A 25560-nucleotide genomic window follows, 5' to 3' on the forward strand; every position below is an offset into this window, starting at 1 on the left:
CGCGGCGGGTCACCGCGGGGCGTCGGTGCGGCGCTTCAGTGCGCGTCTTCAGTGTGGGGCGGTGGGTGAACCGCCCTGCCACGCCATGAGGTTGGCCAGCAGCTCGGCCTGCTCGACGGCGTCGTCCAGGGCGTGATGGGTGTGCCGGCGCCGCGACAGCAGATGGCGCGGCATCGTGCCCTTCGCCACCGCCCGCAGCGGCACCCCCGCCTTGGTCGCGTACAGCGTCTTCATGTCCAGGCACCCCGAGTGCCCGAAGGGACTCGAACCGGTGAAGCGGATCAAGTACCAGTACAGGAAGGTCCAGTCGTACGACGCCGGATAGCCGCACATCACGGGCTGCGCGCCGGTCTCCGCGGCCACCTCACGGACCCACTCGGTGAACTCGCCCAGTGCGACGGCCGGTTCGGCGCCCTCGGTCCGCAGCCGCTCCCGGTCGAGGCCGCTGACCGCCAACGCCTCCGGGACGAACTCCTCGCTGATCGGCCGCAGTTCGCGATAGAAGGTCCGCCGCTCCGGATCCGCGGCCGTGAACCCGTCGGCGTCCTGCACCCCGGCGACGGCGGCACCGAAGCTGAGCATGGAGTACGGGCCGGGGATCGGGCCGTCGGCCTCGATGTCGACGGAGAGGTAGAGACTTGCCTTGACGCGTCGTGCGGACATGATCCGGAGCATCCCAGCCGCCCGGCCGTCCCCGCAGCCGATTTTCAGCGCCGCGGGAGCACTTGGCAGGGCGTGGCCTGGGGCAGCCGGCCGGTGAAGTACGAGCGGGGCGGGACGCCCATCAGGGTTCGGAAGTCGGTCGTCATGTGCGCTTGGTCGTAGTAGCCGGTGGCGGCGGCGAGGTCGGCCCAGGAGCGGGTGGTGGCATGGTCGAGGACCGTCCGGACGCGGCTGATGCGGGCGTAGTGCTTGGGGGAGAGGCCGACGCCCTCGGCGAACAGGTTGCGCAACTGCCGCTCGCTGACGGCGAGTTCGCGAGCCACGTCACCGACGTGCGCGGGGACGTGCCCGGAGCGGATGGACATCGCGTCGACGCCCGCGCGTACCAACTCGGTCCGCGCCCGGTCGGCGGTGGAGGCGAGCCGCTCGGGCAGCGCCCGGGTGAGGTGCGCCAGCGACTCCTCGGGGTCCAGCCGGCGCAGTTCCGTGGCCAGTTGGCGCGCGGTGACACTGGGCAGATCCCCCAACGGCACCGCACGGCCGACGAGTTCGACCGCCTGGATGCCGAGCAGGGGGCGGACGGTGCCGGGGGCGAGCCGCAACTCCACGCAGGAGATGAAGCGTTTGCCCCGGTGGTACGAGGCACGGGCGCGCGGGCCGACGACCAGGATGCTGCGGTTGCCGCTCGCCTCGCCGCGGATGACCACCTTGGTGGCGGCCTCCGGGAGATGGATGAACGTCTCCGTCGGCACATCGTCGACCGTCACGGTCCCGATGCCCGCGACCCACGGGCGCAGCGTCTCGGGCGTGGGCAGGACCTGGCGGGACACGGCATACGTCACCCCTCCACCGTAGGCGCCCCGCGCACCCTCGAGGGCCGTGGATCCGTGCCGGAATCTCCAAGAGATCCGGGGCGTCCGCCGCCCACCGTTGTGTACATGATCCTTGTGACCGGTGCCACGGGCACCATCGGCAGTGAAGTCGTACGACAGCTCGCGGCGCGCGGCGAGAAGGTGCGCGCCCAGAGCCGGGACCCGGCGGGGGCCCGGGTGCCCTCGGGTGTCGAGACCGCGCCTGGCCATCACCGCGACCGGGCCTCGGTCGAGGCGGCGATGGCCGGCGCGGAGGCCGCGTTCCTGGTGGGCGTGTTCGGACCGGACGACGTGGAGCACGACCGGGGACTGGTGGCGGCGGCGCGGGCGGCGGGCGTCCGGCGGATCGTGAAGCTCTCCGCGATCGGCACGGGTGACCCCCGTCTGGGTGCGGGTGATCCTCAGTCGGGCGAGGGCGAGGGCGAGGGCGAGGGCGAGGCCAAGGCCGAGGCCGAGGGTGAAGGCGCCCCGCGCGTCGGCGGGTTCGGCACCTGGCACCTGTACGGCGAGGAGGCGGTCAAGGCGAGCGGCCTGGAGTGGACGATCCTTCGCCCCTCCAACTTCGCGTCCAACACGCTGAGTTGGTCGCAGACCATCCAAGAGGGCACGCCCGCGCTCAACATGATGGGCGGCGGGAAGCAGGGCGTCGTCGACCCGCGGGACGTCGCCGAGATCGCCGTGGCCGCGCTGCTCGACCCACGGCACTCGGGACGGACGTACACCCTGACCGGTCCCGAGACGCTCTCCGCGCACGAACAGGCCGCCGTCCTCGGCGAGATCCTCGGCCGCCCGGTGCGACTCCGCGACCTCTCGCCCGAGCAGCGGCGTGAGCAGTTGCTCGCCGCCGGGCTGGGCGAGGCGTACGCGGACGCTCTCGTGATCGCCGCGCGCTTCATCCAGGACGGCGGGAGCGATGTCGTCACCGAGGATGTGCCGGAGGTGCTGGGGCGGCCGGCGCGGACGTACCGGGAGTGGGTGGTGGATCACCGGGAGGCGTTCGGGGTGTCGTGAGCCCCGCGCGGTTCGTGGACGGCGGCGGACGCATGCCGGAGGGGCGGCGGGAACGGGGGTCCCGCCGCCCCTCCGGCGCGGTGCCGCGCAGGTCAGTCCCGCCGCGGTCGCAGCACCGCCGTCGCGAGCACCAGCGCACCCGCCGCGAGCGCGGCCCCCACGCCGAACGCCAGCCGGTAGCCGGCGGCCGTCGCCGCGACCAGTTCCTCGCCCCGGCCGAGGAGCGTGTCCGTGCGGTCGGCCGCCAGGACCGACAGCACCGCCAGACCGAGCGAACCGCCCACCACCTGCGTGGTGTTGAACAGTCCCGACGCGAGCCCCGCGTCCTCCTCCAGGGCATCCGACATGGCGAGCCCGGTCAGCGCGGGCATCGCGGCGGCGAACCCGGCGGCGAGCAGCAGGAGCGCCGGCAGTACGTCGACGGCGTACGAACCGTCGGCGGGGGCCCGGCTCAGCAGCGCCATCCCGGCGACGACGAGGACGAGCCCGGCCAGCAGCACGCGGTACGGTCCGAACCGGCCGATGGTCCGTGCCGACAGGCCCAGCATCAGCACGCCGATCGCGATCGGGGCCGGCAGGAACGCCGTGCCGGTGAGCAACTCGCCGAGGCCGAGGACGCGTTGGACGTAGAGCGCGCCGATGAACTGGAAGCCGAACATCGCCGCGATCATCAGGATCTGCACGGCGTTGGCGCCGCTCAGCAGCCGGGAGCGGAACAGGCGCAGCCGCAGCAGCGGGCGGGCCGCGCGGGCCTGGCGGAGCGTGAACGCCAGCAGCAGGGCGAGGGCCAGGGCGCCGAGGAGGAGCGTGGTGGTGAGCGAGCGGTCGCCGGAGCCGACGATCACGAACACGGCCAGCATCAGTGCGCCGGTGACCAGCACGGCCCCCGGGTAGTCGGCGCCCTTGCCGAGACCGGCGCCCTGCTCGGGGGCGAGGACGCGGAGAGCGGCGATCAGGGCGACGGCGCCGATCGGGAGGTTGATCAGGAAGATCCAGTGCCAGTTCAGGGCCTGGGTGAGCGCTCCGCCGAGGAACGTGCCGAGCGCTCCGCCCGCCGCGCCGACCGCGCTGAACACCGCGATGGCGCGGGCCTGTTCGCGCGGTTCGGGGAAGAGCGAGACCAGCATGCCGAGCACCACGGCCGCCGTCATCGCGCCGCCGACACCCTGCACGGCACGGGCCGCGATCAGCATGCCCTGGCTGGTGGCCACCCCGCACAGCACTGACGCGGCGGTGAACACGGCGAGCCCCGTCGCGAACATCCGCTTGCGGCCCACGAGATCGCCGAGCCGGCCGACCAGCAGGAGGAGTCCGCCGAAGGGGATGAGATAGGCGTTGACGACCCAGGCGAGACCGGGGCCCGAGAAGCCGAGGTCGTTCTGGATGGCCGGCATGGCGACGGTGACGATGTTGCCGTCCAGGATCGTCATCAGCGTTCCCGCGCACAGGACGACGAGGGACGCCCAGCGGGAGTACGTTCGTGACGGCACGGCCGGTGCCGTCGACTTGATCGCGGTCGACATGGCCTTCGCTCTCCTCGCGGATCGGTAACTGAGTGCACGACTTGTAACTGGGTGCATCGTGAGTGACCATGAGGAGAGGCGTAAGGAGGCAGTCCGATGTCCCAGAGGAACACCGGTGTAACCGTCCAGGCAGTGAACGCGCACGCGTGCCCGGTCCGTGAAGTTCTTGACAGGGTCGCCGGCAAATGGAGCGTCCAGATCCTCGTCGCGGCGGCCCACGGCCCCATCCGTTTCACCGAGTTGGAGCGCGGCATCGAGGGCATCAGCCGCCGCATGCTGACCCTCACCCTGCGCAACCTGGAGCGCGACGGCCTCGTCACCCGCACCGTCCACCCGACCGTCCCGCCCAAGGTCGAGTACGAACTCACCCCGGTGGCCCTCGAGTTGCACGAGACCCTCCAGCGCCTCACCGACTGGGCGGAACGCAACCGCCACTACGTCGCCGACGCCCGCGCCAAGTACGACACCGAGCACGCACCGGAGTTGGTGGACGGGTAGGCCTCCGGCGGTCCAGCAGGGGTGCGACGTACGCTCCGGCCATGAAGAGGATCGCCACCTGGCCGACACCGCCGCTCGACGCGCGGGTGCGCACGGACCGACGGCCGGTGTCAGCGGCTGAGCAGCTTCGGATCCTCCGCCAGTTCCTCCAGGACCTGTCGGGGGTTCGGCACCAGTCGCCGCGCCTCGAGGTCGATCAGGCCGCCCACCGCCGTTATCTCGGCCGCGACCGTGCCGTCCGTCTTGCGGATGGTCTGCTCGACGCGGAATGTCTTGCCCTCGCCGAAGACGAAGACACACGTCACCTCGACCTCGTCGCCCGCGAGGAGTTCGCGCCGGAAACGGATGGTCGTCTCCAGGGCCACCGGACCCACGCCCTGGCCTACCAGGCGCGCCTGGCTGATTCCGGCCGCGTGCAGCAACGACCAGCGCGCGTGCTCCCCGTAGTTGAGATAGACGCTCTGGTTGAGGTGTCCCTGGACGTCGGTCTCGTATCCGCGGACGGTCACCGGAACGGAGAACGGTTCACTCACGGCTTCCCTCTCTGGTCGTGGACGTCTGCCACGGCCGCCTGACCGACCGATCTTGGCATGTCCCTCACACGCGGCGCGGGGAGGCCAGCAGGTAACGGGCCCTCGTCCGCGGTTCCGTGTACGCGCCGACCTGCCATCCCGCCCCCTCCAGCGTGTCCGCGCACGCCCGCAGTGCCTCGGGATCCGGCTCGTGCACGGCGACGGCCTCGGGCTGCGGGGTCGCGCGCACCCGGTAGCCGGCCCCGTCCGCGCCCGCCGGACGGTGACCCGCCGCCTCCAGGGCGAGCGCGGCGGCCGGCACCAGATGGCTCCGCTCCCAGCCGCACGGCCGGTCCGTGGCCCCGTCCGGATTGGTCATCCGGCGCAGCTCCAGCAGCCCCTGCCAGGCGCTGTGCACCTCGCGGGTGCGGGCGGGCGAGGCGAGCGCGCCCTCCGGCTCACCGCCGACCCGCGCGGCGAACACACCCGTGGCGGCGGGCGCCTCGGGCTCGGCCGGCGGGGACGGAGGCGCGGTCGGCTCCGACTCCCGTATGCGGTGCCCGGCCGGGGTGAGGAAGTGGTCGTGCGGCGGCCTCGGGTGGCGGAAGGCGAGGCCGTACTTGACCAGGGTCGCGAGCTGCGTCTCCGTACCCCTCAGGCGTCCGGTGACGGGATCGGCGGCGTCGATGACACGCCGCTGGGCGGCGGTCGGCGGGCGTGTCACGGCGTGCTCCTCCCCGGGGGTCCGTCATGGGTGGACCGTCGGGAGACGGCCCATTCGAAGCGTACGACCGAGGTCTGACAGTGCGGCCGGCGGCGATTACGACGGGGGCCGGACGTTCCACCCCGAGATCACCGGTCGCCCGTGCTCCGTGCCCAGTCGGCACACCGTCCCGGTCGCCAGCTGGAACAGCGCCCCGGCCGACGGGGCGAGCCCCAGCCGCCGGGCCGTGAGCACCCGCAGGAAGTGACCGTGGGCCACCAGCAGGACGACGCCCTCGGTGTTGGCGTGTGCCGCGTCCACCAGGGCCAGCACCCGGTCGGCGCGTGCCCCGACCTGCTCCGGGGTCTCCCCGGGATGGTCCGGCGGGCCCGGCGCGACCCCGTCCGTGAACAGGAACCAGCCCGGACGGGTGCGCTGGATCTCGACGGTCGTGATGCCCTCGTACCCGCCGTAGTCCCATTCGCGCAGGTCGACATCGACCCGGGCGTCGTGCACCCCGATCAGTTCCGCCGTCTCCCGCGCCCGCTGCAGCGGGCTGACGAAGGCGGCGCCGATGCGGTGCGAGCGGATCAGCGGGACCAGCCGCCGCGCCTCCTCGCGCCCGTGCTCGGTCAGGGGCACGTCCGTCGAACCCGTGTGCCGGCCGGACCGGGACCACTCGGTCTCCCCGTGCCGGACCAGAAAGAGATCACCCACGTCCGCGCCCTTCCCGCTCGCCTACCGGCACCGTGCCACAGGGTGCCGGAGACCCGCAGGACGGGCTGGGCCGGACGGCCGTCCCAAGGGCCGCCCTTCGGGTCTCAGTGCCCCGACAGTCCCGGCAGCCCCTGTACCGACTGGGTGAGCTGGCCGACCGCCACGACCAGCGGGGTCACCGGCTGGACGAACGCGTTCAGACGGTCCAGGGCGCGCTGGAGGACCGACGGCTGCGGTTCGGGCTCCTCCAGCTCCTCGCGCAGGCGTCGCAGCTCCCTGGTGGTGGCCTCGGGGTCGGCGAGGGCCGCGCGGTGCTCTGTCAGCAACTGCTCGACGTAGGCGAGGAGTTGGGTGGTACGGGCGGACTGCTCGGCGTCCTGCGGCTGGAAGGAGACCGAGCCCGAGAACGCCTGGGCGCCGTGTCCCACGGCCTGGTTGCCCACGTACTGCGTGCCGCCGTTGATCACGACACCGTTGTTGACGGGAGGCTCGAGTCGGCCGTCGTCGCTCTGCATGATGAGGACCCCCTACTTGTTCGTGCCGCCGGAGCCGCCGGCGCCGCTGAGGGCGGTCGCGCCGGGCTGCTGCGGGATGTTCTGCGTGGCGGTCGCGCCCGTGCCGATCGCCTGGTTGCCGATGATGCTCGTCCCGCCCTGCTGGATGAGGCCCTGGTTGAGGATGGTCTGCTGCTGGGCGCGGAAGTCGTTGGTGTCGTAGCCGTGCGCGTCGAGGAACTCGCGGATGGCGGCGAAGGTGTGGCGCTGCACCAAGGACGTGATCCGCTCGGCGTCCACGACCTGGAAGTAGTTGTGGTAGTCGGGGCTCAACGCCGTTTCGCGGATGCTCAGTCGGGCGCCGTAGTCGTAGACCGGGTCCTGCTCCATGGCCTTGATCTCGTCGGACATCCGCCGGTTGTGGCGGGCCTCGAAACGGGCGTGGCGCAGGGCCCGGAACGGCGCGGCGAAGAACGCCGGGGCCGTGTGGAAGAGGGCGGTCACCAGCAGGCCGCGCTGCCGCTCGGGCGTGAGCGGGTCGCGCAGGCGGTCCACGACGTGGTACGCGGCGCTCACCGGGCCGAGCACGTGGTTGTCGATGTGCAGGTGCAGCGTCCTGCCCAGGGTCGAGAAGTGCAGGAAGACGCTCGGTACGACATCGCCGCCCCACAGCGGTACATGGATCGCGAGATAGTGCCGGACCGTGCCGCTCGGACGCAGCATGATCCGCTCGACGGCCTCGGGCGACAGGCGGGCCGCCGGGGCGAGCGTCGTGCTTCTGATGAACCGGTCGTCGTCACCGATGGTCGTGCCGCTCGCGAAGATCCGGTCCTCGATGACGAGGGAGCCCAGGGACTCCCCGCCGGCCGAAGCCGACGTCGGGCCCGGGACAGGCACCGGGGCCGGGTCCGTCGGCGTTCCGTCGGCGCCGTCGCGCACGGCCACCAGGCGGAGCTGTTCGCGTACGTGGCCGACGAGTTCGGCGACCGTGAACGGCCGTGGCTCGGCGGGGCGTCGGCTCATCCCGACGGGGTCCTCGGCGGGCAACAGCGGTACGGCGACGGTCCACTTGGAGCTGGTCGCCGAGTAGCCGATGAAGGGGCTGTAGCCGCTGTACACGGTGACGTTGCCGTCCCGCGCCTCCTTGATGGCCGCCAGCCGTGCGGCGATCCACTTGCGCCGGGGAACGGTCGGGCGGGGCTGCCGGGCGAAGGTCTCGCGGGTCATCGTGGTGCGCAGCAGCCGGTCGACGTCGAGGTCGTGCCGTACGACGGTCGCGTACGCGAATCCCGCGGCGCCGACGGACGCGAGGACGGCGGGCACCCCGGCGAGGTAGGAGCCGAGCAGCCAGCTCACGAAGCCGCCCACGGGCAGAGACGAGAAGACGACACCGAGGTAGAAGGCGAAGATCACCACCACCCCGACCGTCACGGCGGTGTTCACCAACGCGCGGCTGCCGGGCTGGCGTTGGCCGCGAGTGGCGAAGCTCTGCTGTACGCCGCCCCGTTGGGCGACCGACAGGAACACCATGACGAAGACGAGCCACAGCGGCGCCAGGAGGGCCACGGCCCCGAAGGCCGTCGCCAGACGCAGATCACGCTGGTAACGGAGGTCCTGGGCCGACAGACAGTGGCGCGTCACCGCCACCAGATCGACACCGGGTGAGGGAGCCACGGCGCTGGCCTCGTCGGCCAGGACACCCTCCACCACCCGGTCGGCGAACCCCTCGTCGACGTAGGCCGCGGCGCACAGATAGCGGGTGACGTCACCCGGTGCGCTTCCGACCGGCATGTAGCCCGGCGCGGTCGTCATACCGAGCCCTCCCTTGTTCCTCCGACGGAGTGACGCCTTCGTGACGTCAACTGGCTTGGCGGCGTGCGATCTTGGCGAACGGGCGGTGAGGAGGGCGAGCAGTACGCCGACCGCAAGCCCGAAGATGAGGCCCGAGCGCAGCAGGTTCTTCGTCAGCTCGCCGGAGAACGCCAGGTCCCAGGAGTCCGGAACGAAGGCGCCGGGCAGGGCGCACTGCAGCAGGGCCACGAACTCCGAGGCCAGTACGCCCGCGAGGAGACTGCCGATCACCCCGGGTCCTCGGCGGGCCGACAGCCGCAGGGTGAGGAAGACGATCCCCGCCAGCAGCAGCACGGTGGCGACGTCGTTCACGAGCAGGTAGCCGACGCCGCCGAAATTGTCGGGGGAGTAGCCCCAGCCCGGTACGAACACCGCCTGGACGAACCAGCGTCGGGGCCCGTCGTCGATCAGCAGGGCGTAGTAGCGCCGGAAGTAGTAGTCGCTGACCGGCCGTTGCACCCACGGGCTGCCCACGACGACGAGAAGCAGGACCAGCAGAGCGAGCCGGTTGCGTAAGCCCGACGGCGTGCGCGAAGCACGCCGAGGAGACATGAACATCTGGGGTTCCCCCATCCCCCGATCCCCGAGATCAGTGGCGGCACTCTATGGCATCCCCCCGCGCCGCGACCGCGAATCGGCAAACAGGCGGCGACTACTGCCGGTATCCGCTCAGGAACCGCCCGATCCGGCCGATGGCCGCTTCCAGGTCGTCCGCGTACGGCAGCGTGAGGATGCGGAAGTGGTCGGGGGTCGGCCAGTTGAAGCCGGTGCCCTGGACCACCTGGATCTTCTCCCGCAGCAGCAGGTCCAGGACGAACTTCTCGTCGTCGTGGATCTTGTGCACCTTGGGGTCCAGGCGCGGGAACGCGTAGAGCGCGCCCTTGGGCCGTACGCAGGACACACCGGGGATCTCGTTCAGCTTCTCCCAGGCCACGCTGCGCTGTTCGTTCAACCGGCCGCCCGGCGCGGTCAGTTCGTGGATGGACTGGCGGCCGCCGAGCGCGGCCTGGATGGCGTACTGGGCGGGCGCGTTGGCGCACAGCCGCATGGAGGCCAGCATGGTCAGGCCCTCCAGGTAGTTCTTCGCGTGCTGCTTCGGTCCGGTGACCACCAGCCAGCCCGAGCGGAACCCCGCCACGCGGTACGTCTTCGACAGGCCGCAGAAGGTGAGGACGACCAGGTCGGGGGCGAGCGCGGCGGCCGAGTGGTGCACGGCGTCGTCGTAGAGGATCTGGTCGTAGATCTCGTCGGCGAAGACCATCAGGCCGTGCCTGCGGGCCAGGTCGAGGATGCCCTCGATGATCTCCTTCGGGTAGACCGCGCCGGTGGGGTTGTTCGGGTTGATGATGACGACGGCCTTGGTGCGGTCCGTGATCTTGGCCGCCATGTCGTCCAAGTCCGGGTACCAGTCGGCCTGTTCGTCGCAGAGGTAGTGCACCGCCTTGCCGCCGGCCAGGGTGGTGACGGCGGTCCAGAGGGGGAAGTCCGGGGCGGGGATGAGGATTTCGTCGCCGTCCTCGACCAGCGCCTGTACGGCCATGGAGACCAGCTCGGACACGCCGTTGCCGAGGAAGACGTCGTCCACCCCGACCTCCAGGCCCCGCTCCTGGTAGCGCTGGGCGACGGCGCGGCGGGCGGAGAGGATGCCGCGCGAGTCCGTGTAGCCGTGCGCCTGCGGGAGCATCCGGATCATGTCCTGGAGGATCTCCTCCGGCGCCTCGAAGCCGAACAGGGCGGGATTGCCGGTGTTCAGGCGCAGCACGCTGTGGCCCGCCGCCTCCAACGCGTTGGCCTGCTCGATCACCGGGCCGCGGATCTCGTAACAGACCTCGCTGAGCTTGTTCGACTGCCGGAACTCCATGCGCGCTCGCCCCTCCGGTTACGTGTGTTGCTTGGTTTTACCAAGTTCGAGCTTGGAAAGTCCAACGACATGTCTAGACTGCGTCGCATGTCACCACGCCGAAGCTACGACCAGTACTGTTCCGCCGCCCGGGCCCTCGACGTCGTGGGCGACCGCTGGACCCTGCTGATCGTCCGGGAACTGCTCGCAGGACCGCGCCGCTACACGGACCTGCACGCCGACCTGCCCGGCGTGAGCACGGACGTACTCGCCTCCCGGCTGAAGGACATGGAACGCGACGGCCTCACCACCCGCCGCCGACTGCCCCCGCCCGGCGCGGCCTACGTCTACGAACTCACCCCGCGAGGCCGGGAGTTGCTGCCGGTGCTGCAAGCACTCGGGGCGTGGGGGCAGGCGGAGTTGGGCGAGCGGCGCCCCACGGACGCGGTACGCGCCCACTGGTTCGCTCTGCCCGTGCTGCGCTCCCTGCGTGAGCTGGGCGACGTGGGGGAGGGACTCGTCGAAGTCCGGCTGGAGGAGGGGGACTTCCACCTGTACGTCGGTGCCGAGGACGGCCCGGTCTACGGCGACGGACCCGCGCCCGCCGAGCCCGACGCCCGGCTGGTCCTGGACACCGGGACCTGCGTGGCCGTCGGCGGCGGGGAGCTGAGCGTGGCCGACGCGGTGCGGGACGGGCGGATCGAGGTGACCGGCGAGGGCATGCTGGCGAAGGTGCTGCGGGATCTCTGAGGACGCCGGGAGTGCTGCGGACCGTGGAGCCTCCGGACATGCAGGAGGCCCGCCGTACCCCAGGTTCGGCGGGCCTCCTGACGTACCGTCAGGCGCCGGGCGGCATCCGTGACGGACGTCCCGAACCGCGCGTCAGCGCGTATCCGCCGACGCCGGCCAGCGCGGCCAGCACGCCGCCCAGCGCGGTCCACACCCAGCGGTCGGACCACCAGCCGGAGGACCAGCCGTCATCGGGCTCGATGCTGGACAGCACGGCGGACGCCGACGAATCCTCTTCGCCGTTCTCGGAGTCGGACTTCACCGCGATGCCCGGCACCAGCGGCTTCGCCAGCGAGCCGTCCACCGCCGCCGAACCGCCGATGTCCTTGGAGTCGACCCGTACCTCGGTGCTCACCGGCAGCCCCAGGTCGGCCGTGGCGAGGTTCACCGCGGTCAGCCGGAGGTAGTACGTGCCCGGCAGCGGGTCGTTCGCCCAGGTCTCCGACCAGGCGCGGACGGTCCGCAGCGTGCAGGACAGGTCGACCGAGGTCGCGCCCTGCGCCGCGGTGCGGGTCTGCGCCCCGTACTGGCAGGCCTGGCGGCGGCGCAGTCCGTCGTACACGTCGAGCTGCCAGGTCTGGGCGGCGTGCGCGTCCGGCAGCTTCACCGTCGCCTTGACGGTGGGGCGTTGACCGGCGTCCGCGGGGAACGACCAGTACAGGTAGTCGCCCGTGGAGGCACTGGCGGTGGCCTGCTGCCCTTGCTCGAACTCGGCCGCCGTACGGAACGACGTGCCCGCCGAGGTCGGCGCCGAGGTGTCGTCCGACGCGCTCGGCGACGGGGTGGAGTCGGCCGCGGCCGGCCAGGCGGCAAGGCCCAGCGTCAGCAGGGCCGCGCCCAACACTCGTGTGATCCGCATCAGTTGGTCCTCCAGACCGCGAGCCGCCAGCGGGACAGCCAGCCCCAGAGCACACCGGCCAGGAAGCCGACCAGCACCAGCAGCCCGAGCAGCCACCAGCCGCGTCCGAGGCCGAAGGAGGCCACGTCGCTCGCCTTCGAGGGCGCGTCGACCACGTCCACCGTCAGCTCCACCGGCATACCGGGCGTGGTCTTCACCCCGGCCGCCGCCGAGTAGGAGTTGGTGACTTGGATGCACACGGCCTCGGCCGGGGCGTCCTCGTCGTCGCTCTCCGCCTTCGGATAGCGCAGCCCGGTCGAGATCACGTCCGTGCGGCCGGTGCCCGAGGCCTCGCCGCGCACGATCTCCCGGCCGTGCGTCGTGACCGCGCGCAGCAGCACGCCGTAGTCCGGGTTCATCGCCCGGTCCGCCGACACGCTCACCGAAGTGCGCAGCTCCTGACCGGGGTTCACGTCCACCCGGTACCAGCGCTGCTGCCCGAACTCCTCGCGGTCCGTGTACAGACCGGACTTCAGCGTCGGCGCCTTCGCGCAGGAGTCGGCGCCCTCGGTGGCCACCGGCGTCACCACCGGGTCGGCCGCCCGGTCCACCAACTGGTTGACCTTGTCGGTGAGTTCGTCGGTGTGCTCGACCGAGGTGTACGTCCCGCCGGTCGCCTCGGCGATGCAACTGAGCTGCTTGCGCAGCTTGGTGCTCGGCACCAGGCCGAGGGTGTCGATGGTCATGCCGATGCCCTTGGCCGCGATCTCTCGGGCCACCTCGCACGGGTCGAGCGGGGCGCAGGTGTCCTCGCCGTCACTGATCAGCACGATCCGCTTGGAGCCCGCGTCCTCGCCGAGATCGTCGGCCGCCTTGAGCAGCGCGGGACCGATCGGCGTCCAGCCCGTCGGCGACAGGGTCGCCACCGCCGTCTTCGCCTCGGTGCGGTCCAGCGGACCGACCGGGTAGAGCTGCGCGGTGTCCTTGCAGCCCGTCTTCTGGTCGTCGCCCGGGTAGTTGGCGCCGAGGGTGCGGATGCCGAGCTGGACCTCCTCGGGCGTCGCGTCGAGCACCTCGTTGAACGCCTGCTTCGCCGCCGCCATCCGGGTCCCGCCGTCGATGTCCCGGGCCCGCATGGACCCGCTGACGTCGAGGACGAGATCGACTTTCGCGACGCTCTCGCCCGTGGGTTCGCCGGCGGCTGCCGCGGCCGGGAACGCGAGCCCGGCCGCCATGGCGGCGAGCAGGGCGCACACTCCTGCCGCCAGCCGTTGAGTTCTGATCATCGGCGGATCTTATTGATCAAAGGTGCCGTGCTCCAAAACGGCGGTCAGTGAAGGGGGTTGGGCAGCTCCATCCACTGGTCCCCGGGAGTGCCCGGCGACAGCCGCATGAGTGTCAACGCCTTCGCGGGCAGCGGCTCTTCGAGCAGCGCGGCCACGTCGGGGGTGCGCGGCAGATGTCGTACGGCACTCTCCAGCGCGGTCCGCAACGCCGGTGCCGAACCCGCGGTGGCCGCGAGCGCCCCGGCCACCAGGGACCCGAACAGCTTGCGGCGCAGAGACGTTTCGTCGTCGGTGACGACCCGGCCGGTCAGCCCGGGGTCCGGGATGCCCTGCCGGGCCAGCCGGACGGGGCTGACCCGGATGTCGGCGAGGTCGCGGTAGACCAGGCGCAGGGGGGCACCCGAGTCCGACAGGACGACCAGGAGGTTCTGGCCGTGTGCCTCAAGGGCCACGCCCTGTTCCAGCAGGCGCAGACCGACCGTGAGGGTGAGGCGGGTGAACTCGGCGAGCCAGGCGGGGGAGTCGGGCAGCTCGGTGGTGGCGAGCGCGGCCACCGGCACCACCCGCTCGCCGCGTTCCGTCGCCGCGTACGTCTGCGGCGACTCCCGCAGTACGGCCGCGAGGTCGGGGGAGTCCGCGGTGGCCGCGCCCAACGTACGGGTGACGTGCAGCAGCCCGTCCGAGCGGGCGGCGAGGGATTCCGCGAACGCGGACAGGGTCGCCGACATGCCGATCGAGTAGACGGAGATGTCCCGCACCGAGGAGGTCAGTCGGGCGCTCAGTGCCGTCTTGACGTGCGGGCCGTCCTGCATGGCGAGCGTGCGCAGCGACATCAACGGGTGGGCGCGCGGACCCTCGTTGCGGGTCCGCTTGAGCACGTGGTGCGCCTGCCAGGGATGCACCGGCAGCAACAGCCGCTCCCCGTCCCGCATCTCGGCCGGCCAGACGCCCGTCACCAGGCACTCGCGCGCCGGCAGGGAGGCCATGCCCAGCTCGACGACCGGCCGGTGCTCGGGCCCGTAGGCGAGCTGCTCGGCCACCGAGAAGCCGGGCCGGGAACGGCAGTTGGGATGGTACGGATGTCCGTCGACCACCCGCTGCTCCCACTCCCAGTCGCTCGCCGGCCACTCCTTCGCGGGCTCCCCCTGGTCGGCCCGTGACAGCGCCAACGAGGCCACACTGTGCGCCAGTTCGGTCGCGAAGCCGGTGCCGTGGGGTACGCCGAGGTCGGTCATCAACCGCGCCGGATGGTCGTAGGCGCTGTCGTCGAGTCGTACGACGGTGACGTACCCGGACGTGGCGTGCGGGTCGGCGAGCGGCCCGTGCAGCCGGCGGCCGTCGCGCAGGCGCAGGGTGGTCCCCTCGGGGCCCGGCGCGCGCCCGGTGATCCACGGCAGCGGCTCATGGGCCAGCGCCCGCCACAGCCGGGTCAGCACGGCCGCCCGGGCGCCCGGCAGCTCGGCCGCGTACCGTGACAGGAGGTCGGGACGTACGACGGCCAGCTCGTCGGCGACCACGGCCTCCGTGGGGTGGGGACGGTGCACGGGCGGGCTCCTCGGGTACGGGTAGGGCGTCACGAACGGGGAGTGACGGCATACATACTGATCATCTTCGCCTGTACGGACCTCTGGGCACGAATGGATCGAGTGGATCGCGTGGTTCTCATCCCCCCGGCCGCCGGTGACGACGCCGATGTCCCGGCCCGCGCCGACGCGTACGCCGCCGCACCGCTCCTGAACTGCCTGCTGCGCGAGGTGGCCGAGCCGCTCACCGAGCGCGGCGGGCGCCACGAGTACCGTCTGCCCGGCGTGAATCGTCTCCTACGCGTGCGTGGCGAGCGACGCCCGGCCGAGCCCGAGGTGTACGCGGCCGGCCGCTGGCACCGCGTCGGCCACACCGAGCTGGTCAAACTCGTCGCCGAGGAGCTGCGCCGCACGACGGGCCTGTCCAACCACGAGCTGCCCGCCGAGATGGCCGACAGCCGGGACGCGGTCGCCGCGCTGCTCACCGCCCGCGCCGGGGCGACGGCGCCCGAGGACCCGTATCGGCGCTCCGAGCAGTCGCTGATCACCGGACACCCCTACCACCCGGCCCCCAAGGCGCGCGGCGGTGGCCCGGTGGCCGGCTGGCTGCCGTACGCCCCCGAGGCGTACGCCGACTTCCCGCTGACGCTGCTCGGGGTGCGCGCGGACACCGTCGTCGAGGAGGGCGACACCTCGGCGCTCGACACCCTCGGCGAGGCCCCGCCCGGCTACCGCCTGCTGCCCGCCCACCCCTGGCAGCTCGATCTGGTCGGCGCCGACCTCGCGGCGGCCTTCGCGGACGGCCGGCTGATCCGCCTCGGCACGACCGCCTTCGACACCTGGCCGACGGCCGCGATCCGCACGGTGTACGCCCCCGAGCGCGACCTGTTCCTGAAGTTCAGCCTCGATGTGCGCATCACCAACGACATCCGCCGGCTGTGGCGCCACGACCTGCTGGAACTGCGGCGCACGGACGCGGCGGTGACCTCGGCGTTCGCCGCGATGGACAAGGGTGCCGGGGTGACTTCGGCGTTCGCATCGGTGGACGAGGGCGCTGCGGTGGCTTCGGCGTCCGCCGCGACGGACACCCCGGCGGCCTGGTTGAGCGACCGCGGCTACCGCACCGCCGACTTCGCCTTCGAGGAGCTCGCCGTCCTCGTGCGTGACGGGCTGCGCGGCCATCTGGCGCCCGGGACGACACCGCTGCTCGCGGCGGGTCTGGTGGAGGGCTTCGAGGGCAGTCCGACGGCCGCCCTGTCGGATCCGGCGGCCTGGTGGGAGGCGTACCTGCGGGCCGTGGTCCCGCCCTGCCTGACGGCCTTCGGCGAGTACGGCGTCGTACTGGAGGCGCATCTGCAGAACACGCTGGTCGCGGTGGACGCCGACGGCACCGCGGTGCAGGCGCTCTTCCGGGACGCGGAGGGCGTGAAGCTGCTGTCGGACGTGTCGCGGGAGGCCGGCTGGGAGCGGCTCGTGTACTGCCTGGTCGTCAACAACCTCATCGAGGTCGCCGGCGCGCTGGCGGAACCGCGGCCGGGATTCGACCCGTGGCCCGCCGTGCGCCGTGAGTTCGCCCGGCACGACCTGCCCGAGGCCGCCGCCCTCCTCACCGCGCCCCAACTGCCGGGCAAGACCAACCTGTTGCTCCGCTGGACGGGCGCGGACGGCGCCGACGCGCGCTATCTGCCGCTGCCCAACCCGGTGCGCAAGGTCAGGAGTTAGGGCCGGACTTCCTGACCGCTCTGACCCTTCGGTCGAACTCCCGGTTGAGCAGAGGCGTCAGCACGCTGCCGAACCTCGACAGCGCGCGGGTGCCCAGGTCCGGGCAGATCAGGAAACGTCGACGATCGATGCCCTTCACGATCGCCTGCGCGACCTGCTGCGCCGGGATCGGCTTGATCGTGCCGCCGACCGCCCGGGTCTCCGCCGGCTTCCAGCGGTTCTCCTCGGCCAGTTGGGGGGTGTCGACGTCCGGCGGGAAGACGACACCGACGTGGATGCCGCACGGTGTGAGCTCGGCCCGCAGCGACTCCATGAGCCCGCGGACCGCGAACTTGGCCGGTCCGTACGCGCTGTAGCCGTAGATGCCGAGGAGGCCGGCGGCCGAGGACACCGCGACCACACTGCCCCGCCCGCGCTCGACCATCCCGGGGACCACGGCCCGCAGGACGTGCAACGTGCCGAAGTAGTCGACGTCGATCATCTGCCGGAACACCTCGTCCGAGAGCTCCAGGAACCGCCCCGGACGGGCGAGCCCGGCCGAGCTGATCAGGACGTCGCAGGGCTGCCCCTGCTCTTCCTCCAGTTCGGCGACGGCCCGCGTCACGGCCTCCCGGTCGGCCACGTCGGCGGGGCGGGCGGCGACGTCGGCCGGGCGGGCGACGGCCGACAACTCCTTTGCCGCCGCGGCCAGTCGCTCCTCGCCCCGCGCGATCAGGGACACCTTGGCGCCGCGCTGCGCGAGCAGCCGGGCCGTGGCCAGCCCTATGCCGCTCGACCCTCCGGTCACCATCACGTGGCCGAGGGTCCTCGTCTCTCTCATCGCCGTGCTCCTGTCCGCTGTGGCGTTCCCTGCGGGCGCGCCCGTCACTGACGTTCCGTCAATTCCCGGTGGGCTGTCGAGACCAGGGCCACGAACACGTCCGGATCCTGCATGGGGAAGAGGTGACTGCCGCGGACGTGGCGGAGCCGTACCGGCGCGCCCCCGCGGCGCAGGGCCCTCACGAAGGCGCGCTCGTCGGCGCGGAAGACGAGGTCGGAGCGGCCGTTGACGACGAGGGTGGGGCGGTTCAGACGGGCGGCGAGGGCGAGGAAGTCGACCTGCCGCAGTTCCCGGACCGCCTCTCCGAAGGCGCGCATGGCCAGCCCTCCGGCGAGGACGGCCGCCGCGCACTCCGGGGTGGTGTGCCGGCGGAAGAGCCGTTCGTCCCGGGCGGCGCCGCGCTCCGGTCCGATGAAGTCGTTCAGCCGGGCCGCGGCCCCGTAGGCGAGGCCCTTGAGGCCGCGGGGCTGGGCGGTGGCGCCGCACAGGACCAGGGCGGCGGCGTGGCCCGGGAACCGTGCCGCGTGGGCCATCGTCGTGAACCCGCCGAGGGACATGCCGACGACCAGGGGCTTGCGACCCGTCGATTCCGTCGCCTCGCGCACCGCGTCGTCCAGTTCCGCCGCCGCGCCGGCCAGCGTGAACGTACGGTCCCTGAGCGCTCCGTGCCCCGGCAGGTCGACGGCGCTCACGCGGAAGTCGGGCGCGAGGCGGCGGGCGTGGGGTGTCCACATGGCTGCCGAGACGCGGACTCCGTGCACGAGCACGATCGGCGGCATGGTGTCTTCGCCGTAGACCCGCAGACCGGGGCGGACGGTTCGGCCGGTCTCGGACCCGGGCGTCATGCCGCCCTCTTCTCGGGTCGGTTGGCCGCCGGGGTGCACAACCGGTCGACTGCGGCGTCGAGTTCGCGCCCGATGGCCTCATGCGCGGTGACCTCATGCGCGGTGACCTCACGCGAGGTGGCCTCATGCGGCGGATTTTGTAGAGCCCGCGCGGTGCGGCTGGGCACGAAGCAGCGCTCTGCCGGTGTGCTCGCCCCCATGGAGGCCAGGACGGTGTCCAACGCCTCGTGGGTCAGCCGACCGTCGGCGGGGGAGTGCCCCACCACGAGTTGCAGAACGCGCCGTCCGGCCAGGCCCGTTCGGGGCATGACGTCCAGGAACGTCTTGAGCAGTCCCGAGTAGGCGGCCTTGTAGACCGGAGTCCCCACGACGATCCCCTCGGCCGCGCCGAGGAGTTCGGCCGCGTGCGTCAGGCGGGGGTGGTGGAGATGCCCCAGGAGCAGGGCCGCGGCGGGCAGTTCCCTGAGGACGAGGTGTTCGGTCCGGTGTCCGGAGGTGACGAGCCGGGGTGTGACGTGCTGGGACAGGACGTGATCGGTGGCGGAGCCCGGTGCGGGGCTGCCCGAGATCGTCAGGAACGTGGCCATGGGGTGGTCTTCACCTTCGAGGGGCGGGCGGCGGCGTCACGACAGGGCCGGCTCGGGCTGGGCGGCCGGCTGGAACTCGTGGGCCCTGGCCCGGTGGTAGCCGCGGCGGTCGTACCAGTGGCTGAGTCCCAGTCCGACGACGACCGCTCCCGCCGCGTAGGCGGCCAGTACGGCCCAGGCCCGGGAGGACCGGATGCCGTCGTCGTCGAAGAACATCAACGAGCGGACTCCGTCCGCGACATGACGGGCCGGCAGCAGACCGCCCAGCGTGTCCAGGGTGCCCGGCAGCGCCTCCACGGGGATGGCGCCGCCGGACAGCGGGATACCCACCAGCGTGATCAGCAGCAGTGCCAGGACCTGGCCCGGCATCCCGAAGACGGCGAACAGGGCGAGGGTGACCAGGGCCGTCGCGGCGCAGGCCGCGCCGCAGAAGAGGACCAGTTCGGCCTGCGCCGGGGTGTCGATGCCCGTGCTGGACAGGCCCACCGCGGCGACCACGGCCCCCGCGGCGAAGCCCATCACGGTGCCGAGCAGCGCCTTGGCGAGGAAGGTCGCCGAGCGCGAGATGCGGACGACGGGCCGCAGCAGCCGACGCGGTCCGATCTCCAGCGGCAGATAGCCGAGCCGGGCGTCCACCAGCATCGTCAGGAGGGTGGCGGGCAGCAGTCCCGAGATGAGCAGGGCGACGGTGAAGTAGAGGGGAATCGTGCCCGACGTGGACCCGGCGGAGCCGCCCGCTGTCTGTTGGACGGTGGCCTTCACCTCGACGGGGTCGCGGAGGAGGGCGAGGAAGCCGGGGGCGGTCGGGGCGGTCGGGGCGTTCTTGGCGGCGGGCTGTGCCGTCTGAGCGTCCTTCGTGGTGGACTCGGCCGCCCCGGTGTCCTTCGTGGCGGGCTCCGCCGCCTGGGCGCTCTGCGCGGCGGAATTCGCCGCCTGGGTGCTCAGTTGGGGCCCCACCTGCTGGGATACGGCCGCCGCGGCCTGCCGTACCGCCTTGTCCGCCATGGACGCGGCCATGGGTCCGACACCCCGGTGGCTGAGCACCTCCAGGACCGGGCGGCGGACGTCCTGTCCGGCGCCGAGCAGGGAGAGGGACCGGCGGCTGAAGTCGCCGGGCACCACCAGCGCGGCGTAGGCGTCCTCGCGCGCCAGGGCCTTCTCGGCGGCGGCGCGCGTGGGGACCACGGTCCACTCGACCCGGTCGTCCCGGGCGTCGGCAGCGGTGACCTTCTGCGTGACCTGTCGGCCGAGGTTCATCGCGCCCGTCGGTCCGGTGGCACCCGCGTCCTCGCTGACGAGGACCAGGGGCAGGCCGTGCAGGTGCCCTTCGGGGTCCGCGGCCGGGCCCAGATAGCTGACGGTGGCCAGGGCGGCGAGCAGGGAGCCCAGTACGACCACGATCCAGGCACGGGGCTGTTTCCACACGGTTGTGGCCCGCATCGGGTGCCACCTCTCCTTCGCTTCCCGGACGTTGTTGTCGGCGGTGTTCCTGCCGGTGTGCACGGGCTGTGTTCGGTGTTCAAGGACTGTGTGCTGTAAGGCACTTGGCCGGGTGCGCGAGGTCGGCGAGGAGCCGGGGCACGGCGTCGCCCTGCCAGGGGAAGAAGTGGTCGCCGGGCAGGACGCGCAGGCCCTGCCAGCGCGCCGCGTGCCGCTCCCACTGGGCGACCTCGTGCGGCGGATGCACCGGGTCCCGGTCCCCGGCGAGGGCGTACAAGGGCACGGAGACCGTCCTGGCGGGCGTCCGAGGAGCCGCGGCGAGCAGGCGGAAGTCCGCCTGGAGGGGGCGCAGCACCAGGGCACGCATCGCTGGGCTGGCGAGCACTTCCGGCGGGGTGGCACCGAGCCGGGCCACATGGGCGAGGAGCGCGTCCGCGTCGTCCGCCAACTCCCTTTCCGCGCGCAGGACTTCGGGCGGGCCGAGGGCGGAGAGGACGAGTGCGCGGGGCGGTGTGCCGTGGGCGCACAGGGTCTGGCACAGCTCGTAGGCCAGCAGCGCGCCCATGCTGTGCCCGAACAGGACCAGCGGGAGCGCCGGGTCGCCGAGCCGGGGCAGCAGGTCCGCGACGATGGCGGCCGGTGTCTCCAGCGGCGTCTCGGGCAGTCGGCGGCCGTGCCCGGGCAGGTCCGGCGTGAGCAGGTCGCAGCCGTCGGGCAGCCCGGCCGACCAGGGCCGGTAGGCGTCGGCCGAGCCGCCCGCGTAGGGCAGACAGACGAGTCGGGTGGTCGGGTTCATGCGATTCCCCCTGTTCACAGTGGACCCGAAAACGCAACGCAACGGTGCGTTGCAATAGTAGAAGGCGGATAGGATCCACCGCAACACAACGTTGCGTTCGGTTCGGTCTCGGGCCGGCGTCGGCATGCGAGGCGACGGGATGCGAGCAGACGGGATGCGAGCAGACGGGATGCGAGGACAGGGATGACGGCGAAGGAGAAGCAGGCGGGCGAGAAGCAGGCGGACGAGAAGCGGCCAGGTGCGGGCAGGACGAGCACGGACGCCACCCGGAACGCGCACACGCAGAGCGGCCCCCGGCGCCGCGACGAGATCTTCACGGCCTGTCTCGACCTGCTCGCCGCCCAGGGCTACGACCTGCTGACGATCGAGGGCGTCGCCCAGCGCTCCGGCGTCAACAAGACGACCATCTACCGCTGGTGGCCGTCGAAGTCGGAGCTGCTGCGCGACGCGCTGCTGCACTCGGGCACCCTCGCCTTCGAACTCCCCGACACCGGCAGCCTTTCCGGCGACCTGACCGCGCTCGCCGCGCGGGTGCGCGACCTGCTCGCCGACGAGCACCGGCGGGCCGTGGTGGAGGCGGCCCTGGTGGGGGCGGTACGGCATCCGGCGATGCGCGAGCTGGCGACGTCCTTCCTGGAGGACCGGCTCGGCCGGCATCAGCCGCTCTTCACGCGTGCCGTGCAACGCGGTGAGCTGCCCGCCGACTTCGACCCCGCGCTCCTGGTGGACGCGCTCACCGGCGCGCTGTGGATCCGCATCCTGGTCCGCCGCCGGCCCGTCGCCGAGGACTTCAGCGCCCAGCTGGTCCGGTTGCTGCTGGACGGGGTGCGGGCGATGGGCGACGGAGCCGCTCGACCTCGCGGGTGACCCCGGCGAGATGCGCCAGCACCTCGCGGTAGGAGCGGAAGGCGCCCACTTCGTAGTAGGGCAGGCCGAGTTCGGCGCAGTACGCCATGACCAGCGGCCGGCAGCGACGCAGGTGCGGGCGGGGCATGCCGGGGAACAGGTGGTGCTCGATCTGGTAGTTGAGCCCCCCGTACAGGAAGTCGTGCAGCCGTGAGCTGCGGATGTTGCGCGAGGTGAGGACCTGGCGGCTGAGCCAGTCGGGCTCCTCGCCGTCGTGCACCGGCATGCCCTTGTGGTTCGGGGCGAAGACGCAGCCCAGGTAGAACCCGAACAGGCCCTGGTGCACGGCGACGAAGGCCACGGCGGTGAGCGGGGCGAGCGTGAGGAACACCACGGCGAGATACCCGACGGCGTGCACGGCCAGCAGTGCCAGTTCCAGGCGCGGGCGGCGCGGCACCCCGCGCCTGATCGCGATCACCGAGCCGACCCGCAGACCGACGGACTCGAGGCCCAACAGGGGGAAGAACAGAGCCGCCTGACGGTGAATCACAAAGGCGCGCAGCCGTGAGACCCCGTCGGCCTGGCGCGGGGAGAAGGCGACCACCCGGCGCAGGATGTCCGGGTCGAGGTCCAGGTGGTTGGGATGGTTGTGGTGTTTGGTGTGGTGGCTCATCCACCAGCCGTAGCTGAAGCCCAGCGCCAGGTTTCCGTGCAGCAGGCCCAGGACCTCCATGGCCCGGCGGCTGCGGGTGACCTGCTGATGGCCCACGTCGTGGCCGAGCAGACCGGTCTGCCCGTAGGCGAAGGCGAGCAGCACGGCCGTGGCGAGCTGCCACCACGAGTCGCCGAGCAGGGCGAAGACGGCCCAGGAACCGGCGAGCAGCGCCGTGTTCACGGTGAACTTCACGGCGTAGTAGCCGGTGCGCCGCTGGAGCAGGCCGGCCGCGCGGATGCGCTGTTGCAGGGGAGCGAAGGAGCGTATGTCCGTCGTGGACTCCATGTCCGGAGTGCCTCTCTTCTCGCGGGTCGGGCCTCGGCTCTGATGGCCGGTCAGGCCTCGACGGCGGTCTTGATGCGCTGGAGGGTGCTGCGCATGCCGGCGCGGTTGACCTCGGCGCGGTCGGTCGGCCGGGTGCCCGTGAACACCCGTCCGAGCAGTTCGGTGAGCCGTGCGCCGGGGCCGGTGCGCAGGTCGCGCCAGTACTCGGTGACCCGGGTGCCGGCTCCCTCCGGCTCCAGCCGGTAGCCCCACAGCGCGACGGGCAGCCCGAACGTGGTGACCTTGAAGGCGAACTCGGCCGGCGCGTCGGCGACCACGACCCGGCAGGTCGTGAACCAGACGAACAGGCCCCTGCGGTTGAAGCCCACGAACCTCGCCCCCGCGCCCGCGACCGGTCCGCGGTGCCACACCGCGAAGCACTCCGGGCTCCAGCTCCCGATGTTCCGGACCCGGGAAATCGCGGCGTAAAGGTCTTCTCTTCCCGAATTCACCAGGGCGCTTTCCTGAATCTCCCACAGGCGTCCCACAGATTTTCCCCCGATTCGGATTCGGCCGCATTGTGCGGGCGTGGAGCGTCCGGACCATAACCGGCCGTACGACGGCTTGTCCAACAACTGCTCGAAATCATAAACGGAGTCAAGGACTCCCCTTTGAGGTTTAGTTGAGCATGAAACTGTTAAACCGAATGTCACTTGACTCAGCCACGACCGCGACTCTAGCTTGGAACGAGTCGGATCGTTCTGAGTGCTCCCGGAGGGTCATCGCCGGAGGTGCTCGCATACCGACCCACCAGCACATTCACGGGGGATGTCGCTGCGGGCGTCGACGAAGTCGACCGCTGCGCCATGCCCTATGGCCATGCCAGGGGGACACGTGTACAAGATCGCGAGCGTTGTCGGGACTGTGGTCTGCGACATTGCCTCGGTCATTCAGCTGCTCTGGAACAGCTGGGACAGAGCCGGTCGATGAAGGAGTTCCGCGACATCCACGCGGAACGTCCCACCTCACTTATCTCGCTCCATTCCGAGTGGCCGGCAACGACGCCGTGCCCGGAACCGACCTCGTTTTCCAGCATTCTCGACATGGTCGTTCGCGAGATGGCAACAAGAATTCCGCTTCCGAGCTCAGCCATGCCTTCGTACGGTTCTCAGAAAGGGCAATCCAGTGAGTCTTCTGCTTGAGCGGTGCGCGTCCTACACCAGGGCGCGGGACGCCAGGAACGCGGGCCTGTACCCGTACTTCCTCAACTTCGACGGCCGCGACGCCGGCACCGCCCGCATGGCCGACGGACGCGAGGTCGTCATGTGCGGCTCCAACGACTACCTGGGACTGAGCACCGATCCCCGGGTGGTCGCCGCGGCCGCCGAGGCCTCGGCCCGCTACGGCGCAGGCTGCACCGGATCCCGCTTCCTGAACGGCAACCTCGACCTGCACGACGAACTGGAGCGCGAACTGGCCGAGTTCTTCGGCAAGGAGGCCGCCCTCGTCCTGACCACCGGCTACCAGGCGAACCTCGGCGCGATATCCGGCCTGTGCGGCCCCGGCGACCTGATACTCGTCGACAAGGAGGCGCACGCGTCCCTCATCGACGGTGCCCGGCTCAGCCGCGCCAAGATCGGGTGGTTCGCGCACAACGACGTCGACGACCTCGCCGACAAACTGGCCCGGCTGCCCCGCCGCGGCGGCGTCATGGTCGTCGTCGACGGCGTCTACAGCATGGAGGGCGACCTCTGCCCGCTGCCCCGACTGGTCGAGGTCTGCCGGGAGTTCGGGGCGACCCTGCTGGTCGACGACGCACACGGCGGCGGTGTCCTGGACAAGGGGCGCGGCACCAGCGCGCACTTCGGGCTCACCGACGAGGTGCCGCTCATCACGCTCACCTTCTCCAAGGCGTTCGGCTCCATCGGCGGCGCGGTGCTCGGCGACGCGGACGTCATCGACTACCTGCGCCACCACGCCCGCGCCCTGATGTTCTCGGCCAGCGCCAGCCCCGCCAACACGGCCGCCGCGCTCCAGTCCCTGCGCATCCTGCGCGAGGAGCCCTGGCGATGCACCACCGTCGCCGACAACGCCGCCTACATGCGCCGCGAACTCAGCGCGCTCGGCTACGAGGTGGGCGCCGGCTCCACCCCCGTCGTCCCCGTCGAGACGGGCGACGAGCTGAACACCCTCAACGCCTGGAACCTGCTCATCGAAGAAGGGGTGTACGTCAACGCGGTACTGCCGCCCGCCGCTTCGCCCCGGCTGCGCACCAGCTACACGGCGGTCCAGACCGAGGAACACCTCGGCCGCGCCCTCGCCGGGTTCGCCGCCGTCCGCGATCGTGTCCTCGCCGTACCCGTCGTACCGGCCGTCGCGTGAGCCGTCCTGCCCCGCGAGCAGCC

At 71.8% G+C, this 25560-nt stretch carries 25 protein-coding genes; 6 read left to right on the top strand and 19 right to left on the bottom strand.

Annotated elements, in window-relative coordinates; all coding sequences use genetic code 11:
- Positions 1–48: 48 nt before the first annotated feature.
- A complete protein-coding gene (locus ACIP6U_RS17645; RefSeq protein ID WP_401718133.1) occupies positions 49–663 on the bottom strand; it encodes a 3'-5' exoribonuclease domain-containing protein in 615 nt (204 codons plus the stop codon).
- A 44-nt stretch (positions 664–707) separates the two neighbouring features.
- Complete coding sequence (locus ACIP6U_RS17650; protein ID WP_401718134.1) at positions 708–1505, bottom strand: helix-turn-helix domain-containing protein; 798 nt, start codon at positions 1503–1505, stop codon at positions 708–710.
- Between the two features lie 96 nt (positions 1506–1601).
- Between ACIP6U_RS17650 and ACIP6U_RS17655 the strand changes: the two genes are divergently transcribed.
- A complete protein-coding gene (locus ACIP6U_RS17655) occupies positions 1602–2546 on the top strand; it encodes an NAD(P)H-binding protein (protein WP_401718136.1) in 945 nt (314 codons plus the stop codon).
- A gap of 92 nt (positions 2547–2638) precedes the next feature.
- On the opposite strand, the gene ACIP6U_RS17660 is transcribed toward ACIP6U_RS17655, so the two are convergent.
- On the bottom strand, positions 2639–4069 hold the full coding sequence (locus tag ACIP6U_RS17660) for an MFS transporter (protein WP_401718138.1): 1431 nt from the start codon (positions 4067–4069) through the stop codon (positions 2639–2641).
- A 96-nt stretch (positions 4070–4165) separates the two neighbouring features.
- Here ACIP6U_RS17660 and ACIP6U_RS17665 point away from each other — a divergent pair, with 96 nt between their 5' ends.
- A complete protein-coding gene (locus ACIP6U_RS17665; RefSeq protein ID WP_401718141.1) occupies positions 4166–4567 on the top strand; it encodes a winged helix-turn-helix transcriptional regulator in 402 nt (133 codons plus the stop codon).
- Positions 4568–4677: 110 nt separating this feature from the next.
- Here ACIP6U_RS17665 and ACIP6U_RS17670 read toward each other — a convergent pair whose 3' ends face one another.
- The 6 genes from ACIP6U_RS17670 to ACIP6U_RS17695 form a co-directional block, all read right to left on the bottom strand.
- The gene (locus ACIP6U_RS17670) at positions 4678–5100 is read right to left on the bottom strand and encodes an acyl-CoA thioesterase (protein WP_401718144.1); all 423 of its coding nucleotides are present in this window, start codon (positions 5098–5100) and stop codon (positions 4678–4680) included.
- A 64-nt stretch (positions 5101–5164) separates the two neighbouring features.
- Positions 5165–5803, bottom strand: a complete 639-nt coding sequence (locus ACIP6U_RS17675; RefSeq protein WP_401718147.1) for a hypothetical protein — start codon at positions 5801–5803, stop codon at positions 5165–5167.
- Between the two features lie 96 nt (positions 5804–5899).
- Positions 5900–6499 carry a histidine phosphatase family protein gene (locus ACIP6U_RS17680; protein WP_401718150.1) on the bottom strand — a complete coding sequence of 200 codons (600 nt, stop codon included), beginning with the start codon at positions 6497–6499 and terminating at the stop codon, positions 5900–5902.
- Between the two features lie 104 nt (positions 6500–6603).
- Positions 6604–7014, bottom strand: a complete 411-nt coding sequence (locus ACIP6U_RS17685) for a hypothetical protein (protein ID WP_401718153.1) — start codon at positions 7012–7014, stop codon at positions 6604–6606.
- Positions 7015–7026: 12 nt separating this feature from the next.
- Positions 7027–9417: a hypothetical protein gene (locus ACIP6U_RS17690; RefSeq protein ID WP_401718156.1), complete on the bottom strand. Its 2391-nt coding sequence runs from the start codon at positions 9415–9417 to the stop codon at positions 7027–7029.
- A gap of 79 nt (positions 9418–9496) precedes the next feature.
- Entirely contained in the window at positions 9497–10705 is a 1209-nt protein-coding gene (locus tag ACIP6U_RS17695) for a pyridoxal phosphate-dependent aminotransferase (protein ID WP_124001654.1), read from the bottom strand.
- Positions 10706–10792: 87 nt separating this feature from the next.
- Here ACIP6U_RS17695 and ACIP6U_RS17700 point away from each other — a divergent pair, with 87 nt between their 5' ends.
- Positions 10793–11434 (top strand): winged helix-turn-helix transcriptional regulator, encoded by a 642-nt coding sequence (locus ACIP6U_RS17700; RefSeq protein ID WP_401718159.1) that lies wholly within the window; start codon positions 10793–10795, stop codon positions 11432–11434.
- Positions 11435–11522: 88 nt separating this feature from the next.
- On the opposite strand, the gene ACIP6U_RS17705 is transcribed toward ACIP6U_RS17700, so the two are convergent.
- Genes ACIP6U_RS17705 through ACIP6U_RS17715 form a run of 3 tightly spaced genes read right to left on the bottom strand, consistent with a single transcriptional unit; the run spans position 11523 to position 15141 of the window.
- Complete coding sequence (locus ACIP6U_RS17705; protein WP_401718162.1) at positions 11523–12332, bottom strand: hypothetical protein; 810 nt, start codon at positions 12330–12332, stop codon at positions 11523–11525.
- On the bottom strand, positions 12332–13597 hold the full coding sequence (locus ACIP6U_RS17710; protein ID WP_401718165.1) for a VWA domain-containing protein: 1266 nt from the start codon (positions 13595–13597) through the stop codon (positions 12332–12334). Before ACIP6U_RS17710 ends, ACIP6U_RS17705 begins: the two co-directional genes overlap by 1 nt.
- A 44-nt stretch (positions 13598–13641) precedes the next feature.
- On the bottom strand, positions 13642–15141 hold the full coding sequence (locus ACIP6U_RS17715; RefSeq protein ID WP_401718168.1) for an IucA/IucC family protein: 1500 nt from the start codon (positions 15139–15141) through the stop codon (positions 13642–13644).
- 102 nt (positions 15142–15243) lie between these two features.
- Here ACIP6U_RS17715 and ACIP6U_RS17720 point away from each other — a divergent pair, with 102 nt between their 5' ends.
- Complete coding sequence (locus ACIP6U_RS17720; protein WP_401718171.1) at positions 15244–16842, top strand: IucA/IucC family protein; 1599 nt, start codon at positions 15244–15246, stop codon at positions 16840–16842.
- On the opposite strand, the gene ACIP6U_RS17725 is transcribed toward ACIP6U_RS17720, so the two are convergent.
- The 5 genes from ACIP6U_RS17725 to ACIP6U_RS17745 all read right to left on the bottom strand — a co-directional run bounded on the left by ACIP6U_RS17725 (position 16832) and on the right by ACIP6U_RS17745 (position 21330).
- Entirely contained in the window at positions 16832–17662 is an 831-nt protein-coding gene (locus tag ACIP6U_RS17725; protein ID WP_401718174.1) for an SDR family oxidoreductase, read from the bottom strand. The two genes, ACIP6U_RS17720 and ACIP6U_RS17725, sit on opposite strands and share 11 nt — an antisense overlap.
- Positions 17663–17706: 44 nt before the next feature.
- Positions 17707–18507, bottom strand: a complete 801-nt coding sequence (locus tag ACIP6U_RS17730) for an alpha/beta fold hydrolase (RefSeq protein WP_401718177.1) — start codon at positions 18505–18507, stop codon at positions 17707–17709.
- Entirely contained in the window at positions 18504–19094 is a 591-nt protein-coding gene (locus ACIP6U_RS17735; RefSeq protein ID WP_401718180.1) for an NAD(P)H-dependent oxidoreductase, read from the bottom strand. The genes ACIP6U_RS17730 and ACIP6U_RS17735 overlap by 4 nt, the downstream gene beginning before the upstream one ends.
- A 36-nt stretch (positions 19095–19130) precedes the next feature.
- The gene (locus ACIP6U_RS17740) at positions 19131–20534 is read right to left on the bottom strand and encodes an ABC transporter permease (protein ID WP_401718183.1); all 1404 of its coding nucleotides are present in this window, start codon (positions 20532–20534) and stop codon (positions 19131–19133) included.
- A 79-nt stretch (positions 20535–20613) separates the two neighbouring features.
- Entirely contained in the window at positions 20614–21330 is a 717-nt protein-coding gene (locus ACIP6U_RS17745) for a thioesterase II family protein (protein ID WP_401718185.1), read from the bottom strand.
- A 183-nt stretch (positions 21331–21513) separates the two neighbouring features.
- On the opposite strand from ACIP6U_RS17745, the gene ACIP6U_RS17750 reads away from it, so the two are divergent.
- A complete protein-coding gene (locus ACIP6U_RS17750; RefSeq protein WP_401718188.1) occupies positions 21514–22197 on the top strand; it encodes a TetR/AcrR family transcriptional regulator in 684 nt (227 codons plus the stop codon).
- Here ACIP6U_RS17750 and ACIP6U_RS17755 read toward each other — a convergent pair.
- Both ACIP6U_RS17755 and ACIP6U_RS17760 read right to left on the bottom strand, forming a co-directional pair.
- Positions 22121–23176, bottom strand: a complete 1056-nt coding sequence (locus ACIP6U_RS17755; RefSeq protein WP_401718191.1) for a fatty acid desaturase family protein — start codon at positions 23174–23176, stop codon at positions 22121–22123. The two genes, ACIP6U_RS17750 and ACIP6U_RS17755, sit on opposite strands and share 77 nt — an antisense overlap.
- 50 nt (positions 23177–23226) lie before the next feature.
- On the bottom strand, positions 23227–23868 hold the full coding sequence (locus ACIP6U_RS17760) for an SRPBCC family protein (RefSeq protein ID WP_401718193.1): 642 nt from the start codon (positions 23866–23868) through the stop codon (positions 23227–23229).
- Positions 23869–24340: 472 nt separating this feature from the next.
- Here ACIP6U_RS17760 and ACIP6U_RS17765 point away from each other — a divergent pair, with 472 nt between their 5' ends.
- Entirely contained in the window at positions 24341–25537 is a 1197-nt protein-coding gene (locus ACIP6U_RS17765) for an aminotransferase class I/II-fold pyridoxal phosphate-dependent enzyme (RefSeq protein ID WP_401718195.1), read from the top strand.
- Positions 25538–25560 lie beyond the last annotated feature (23 nt).

The organism is Streptomyces sp. NPDC088794 (assembly GCF_044750545.1).
Classification (GTDB): Bacteria; Actinomycetota; Actinomycetes; order Streptomycetales; family Streptomycetaceae; genus Streptomyces.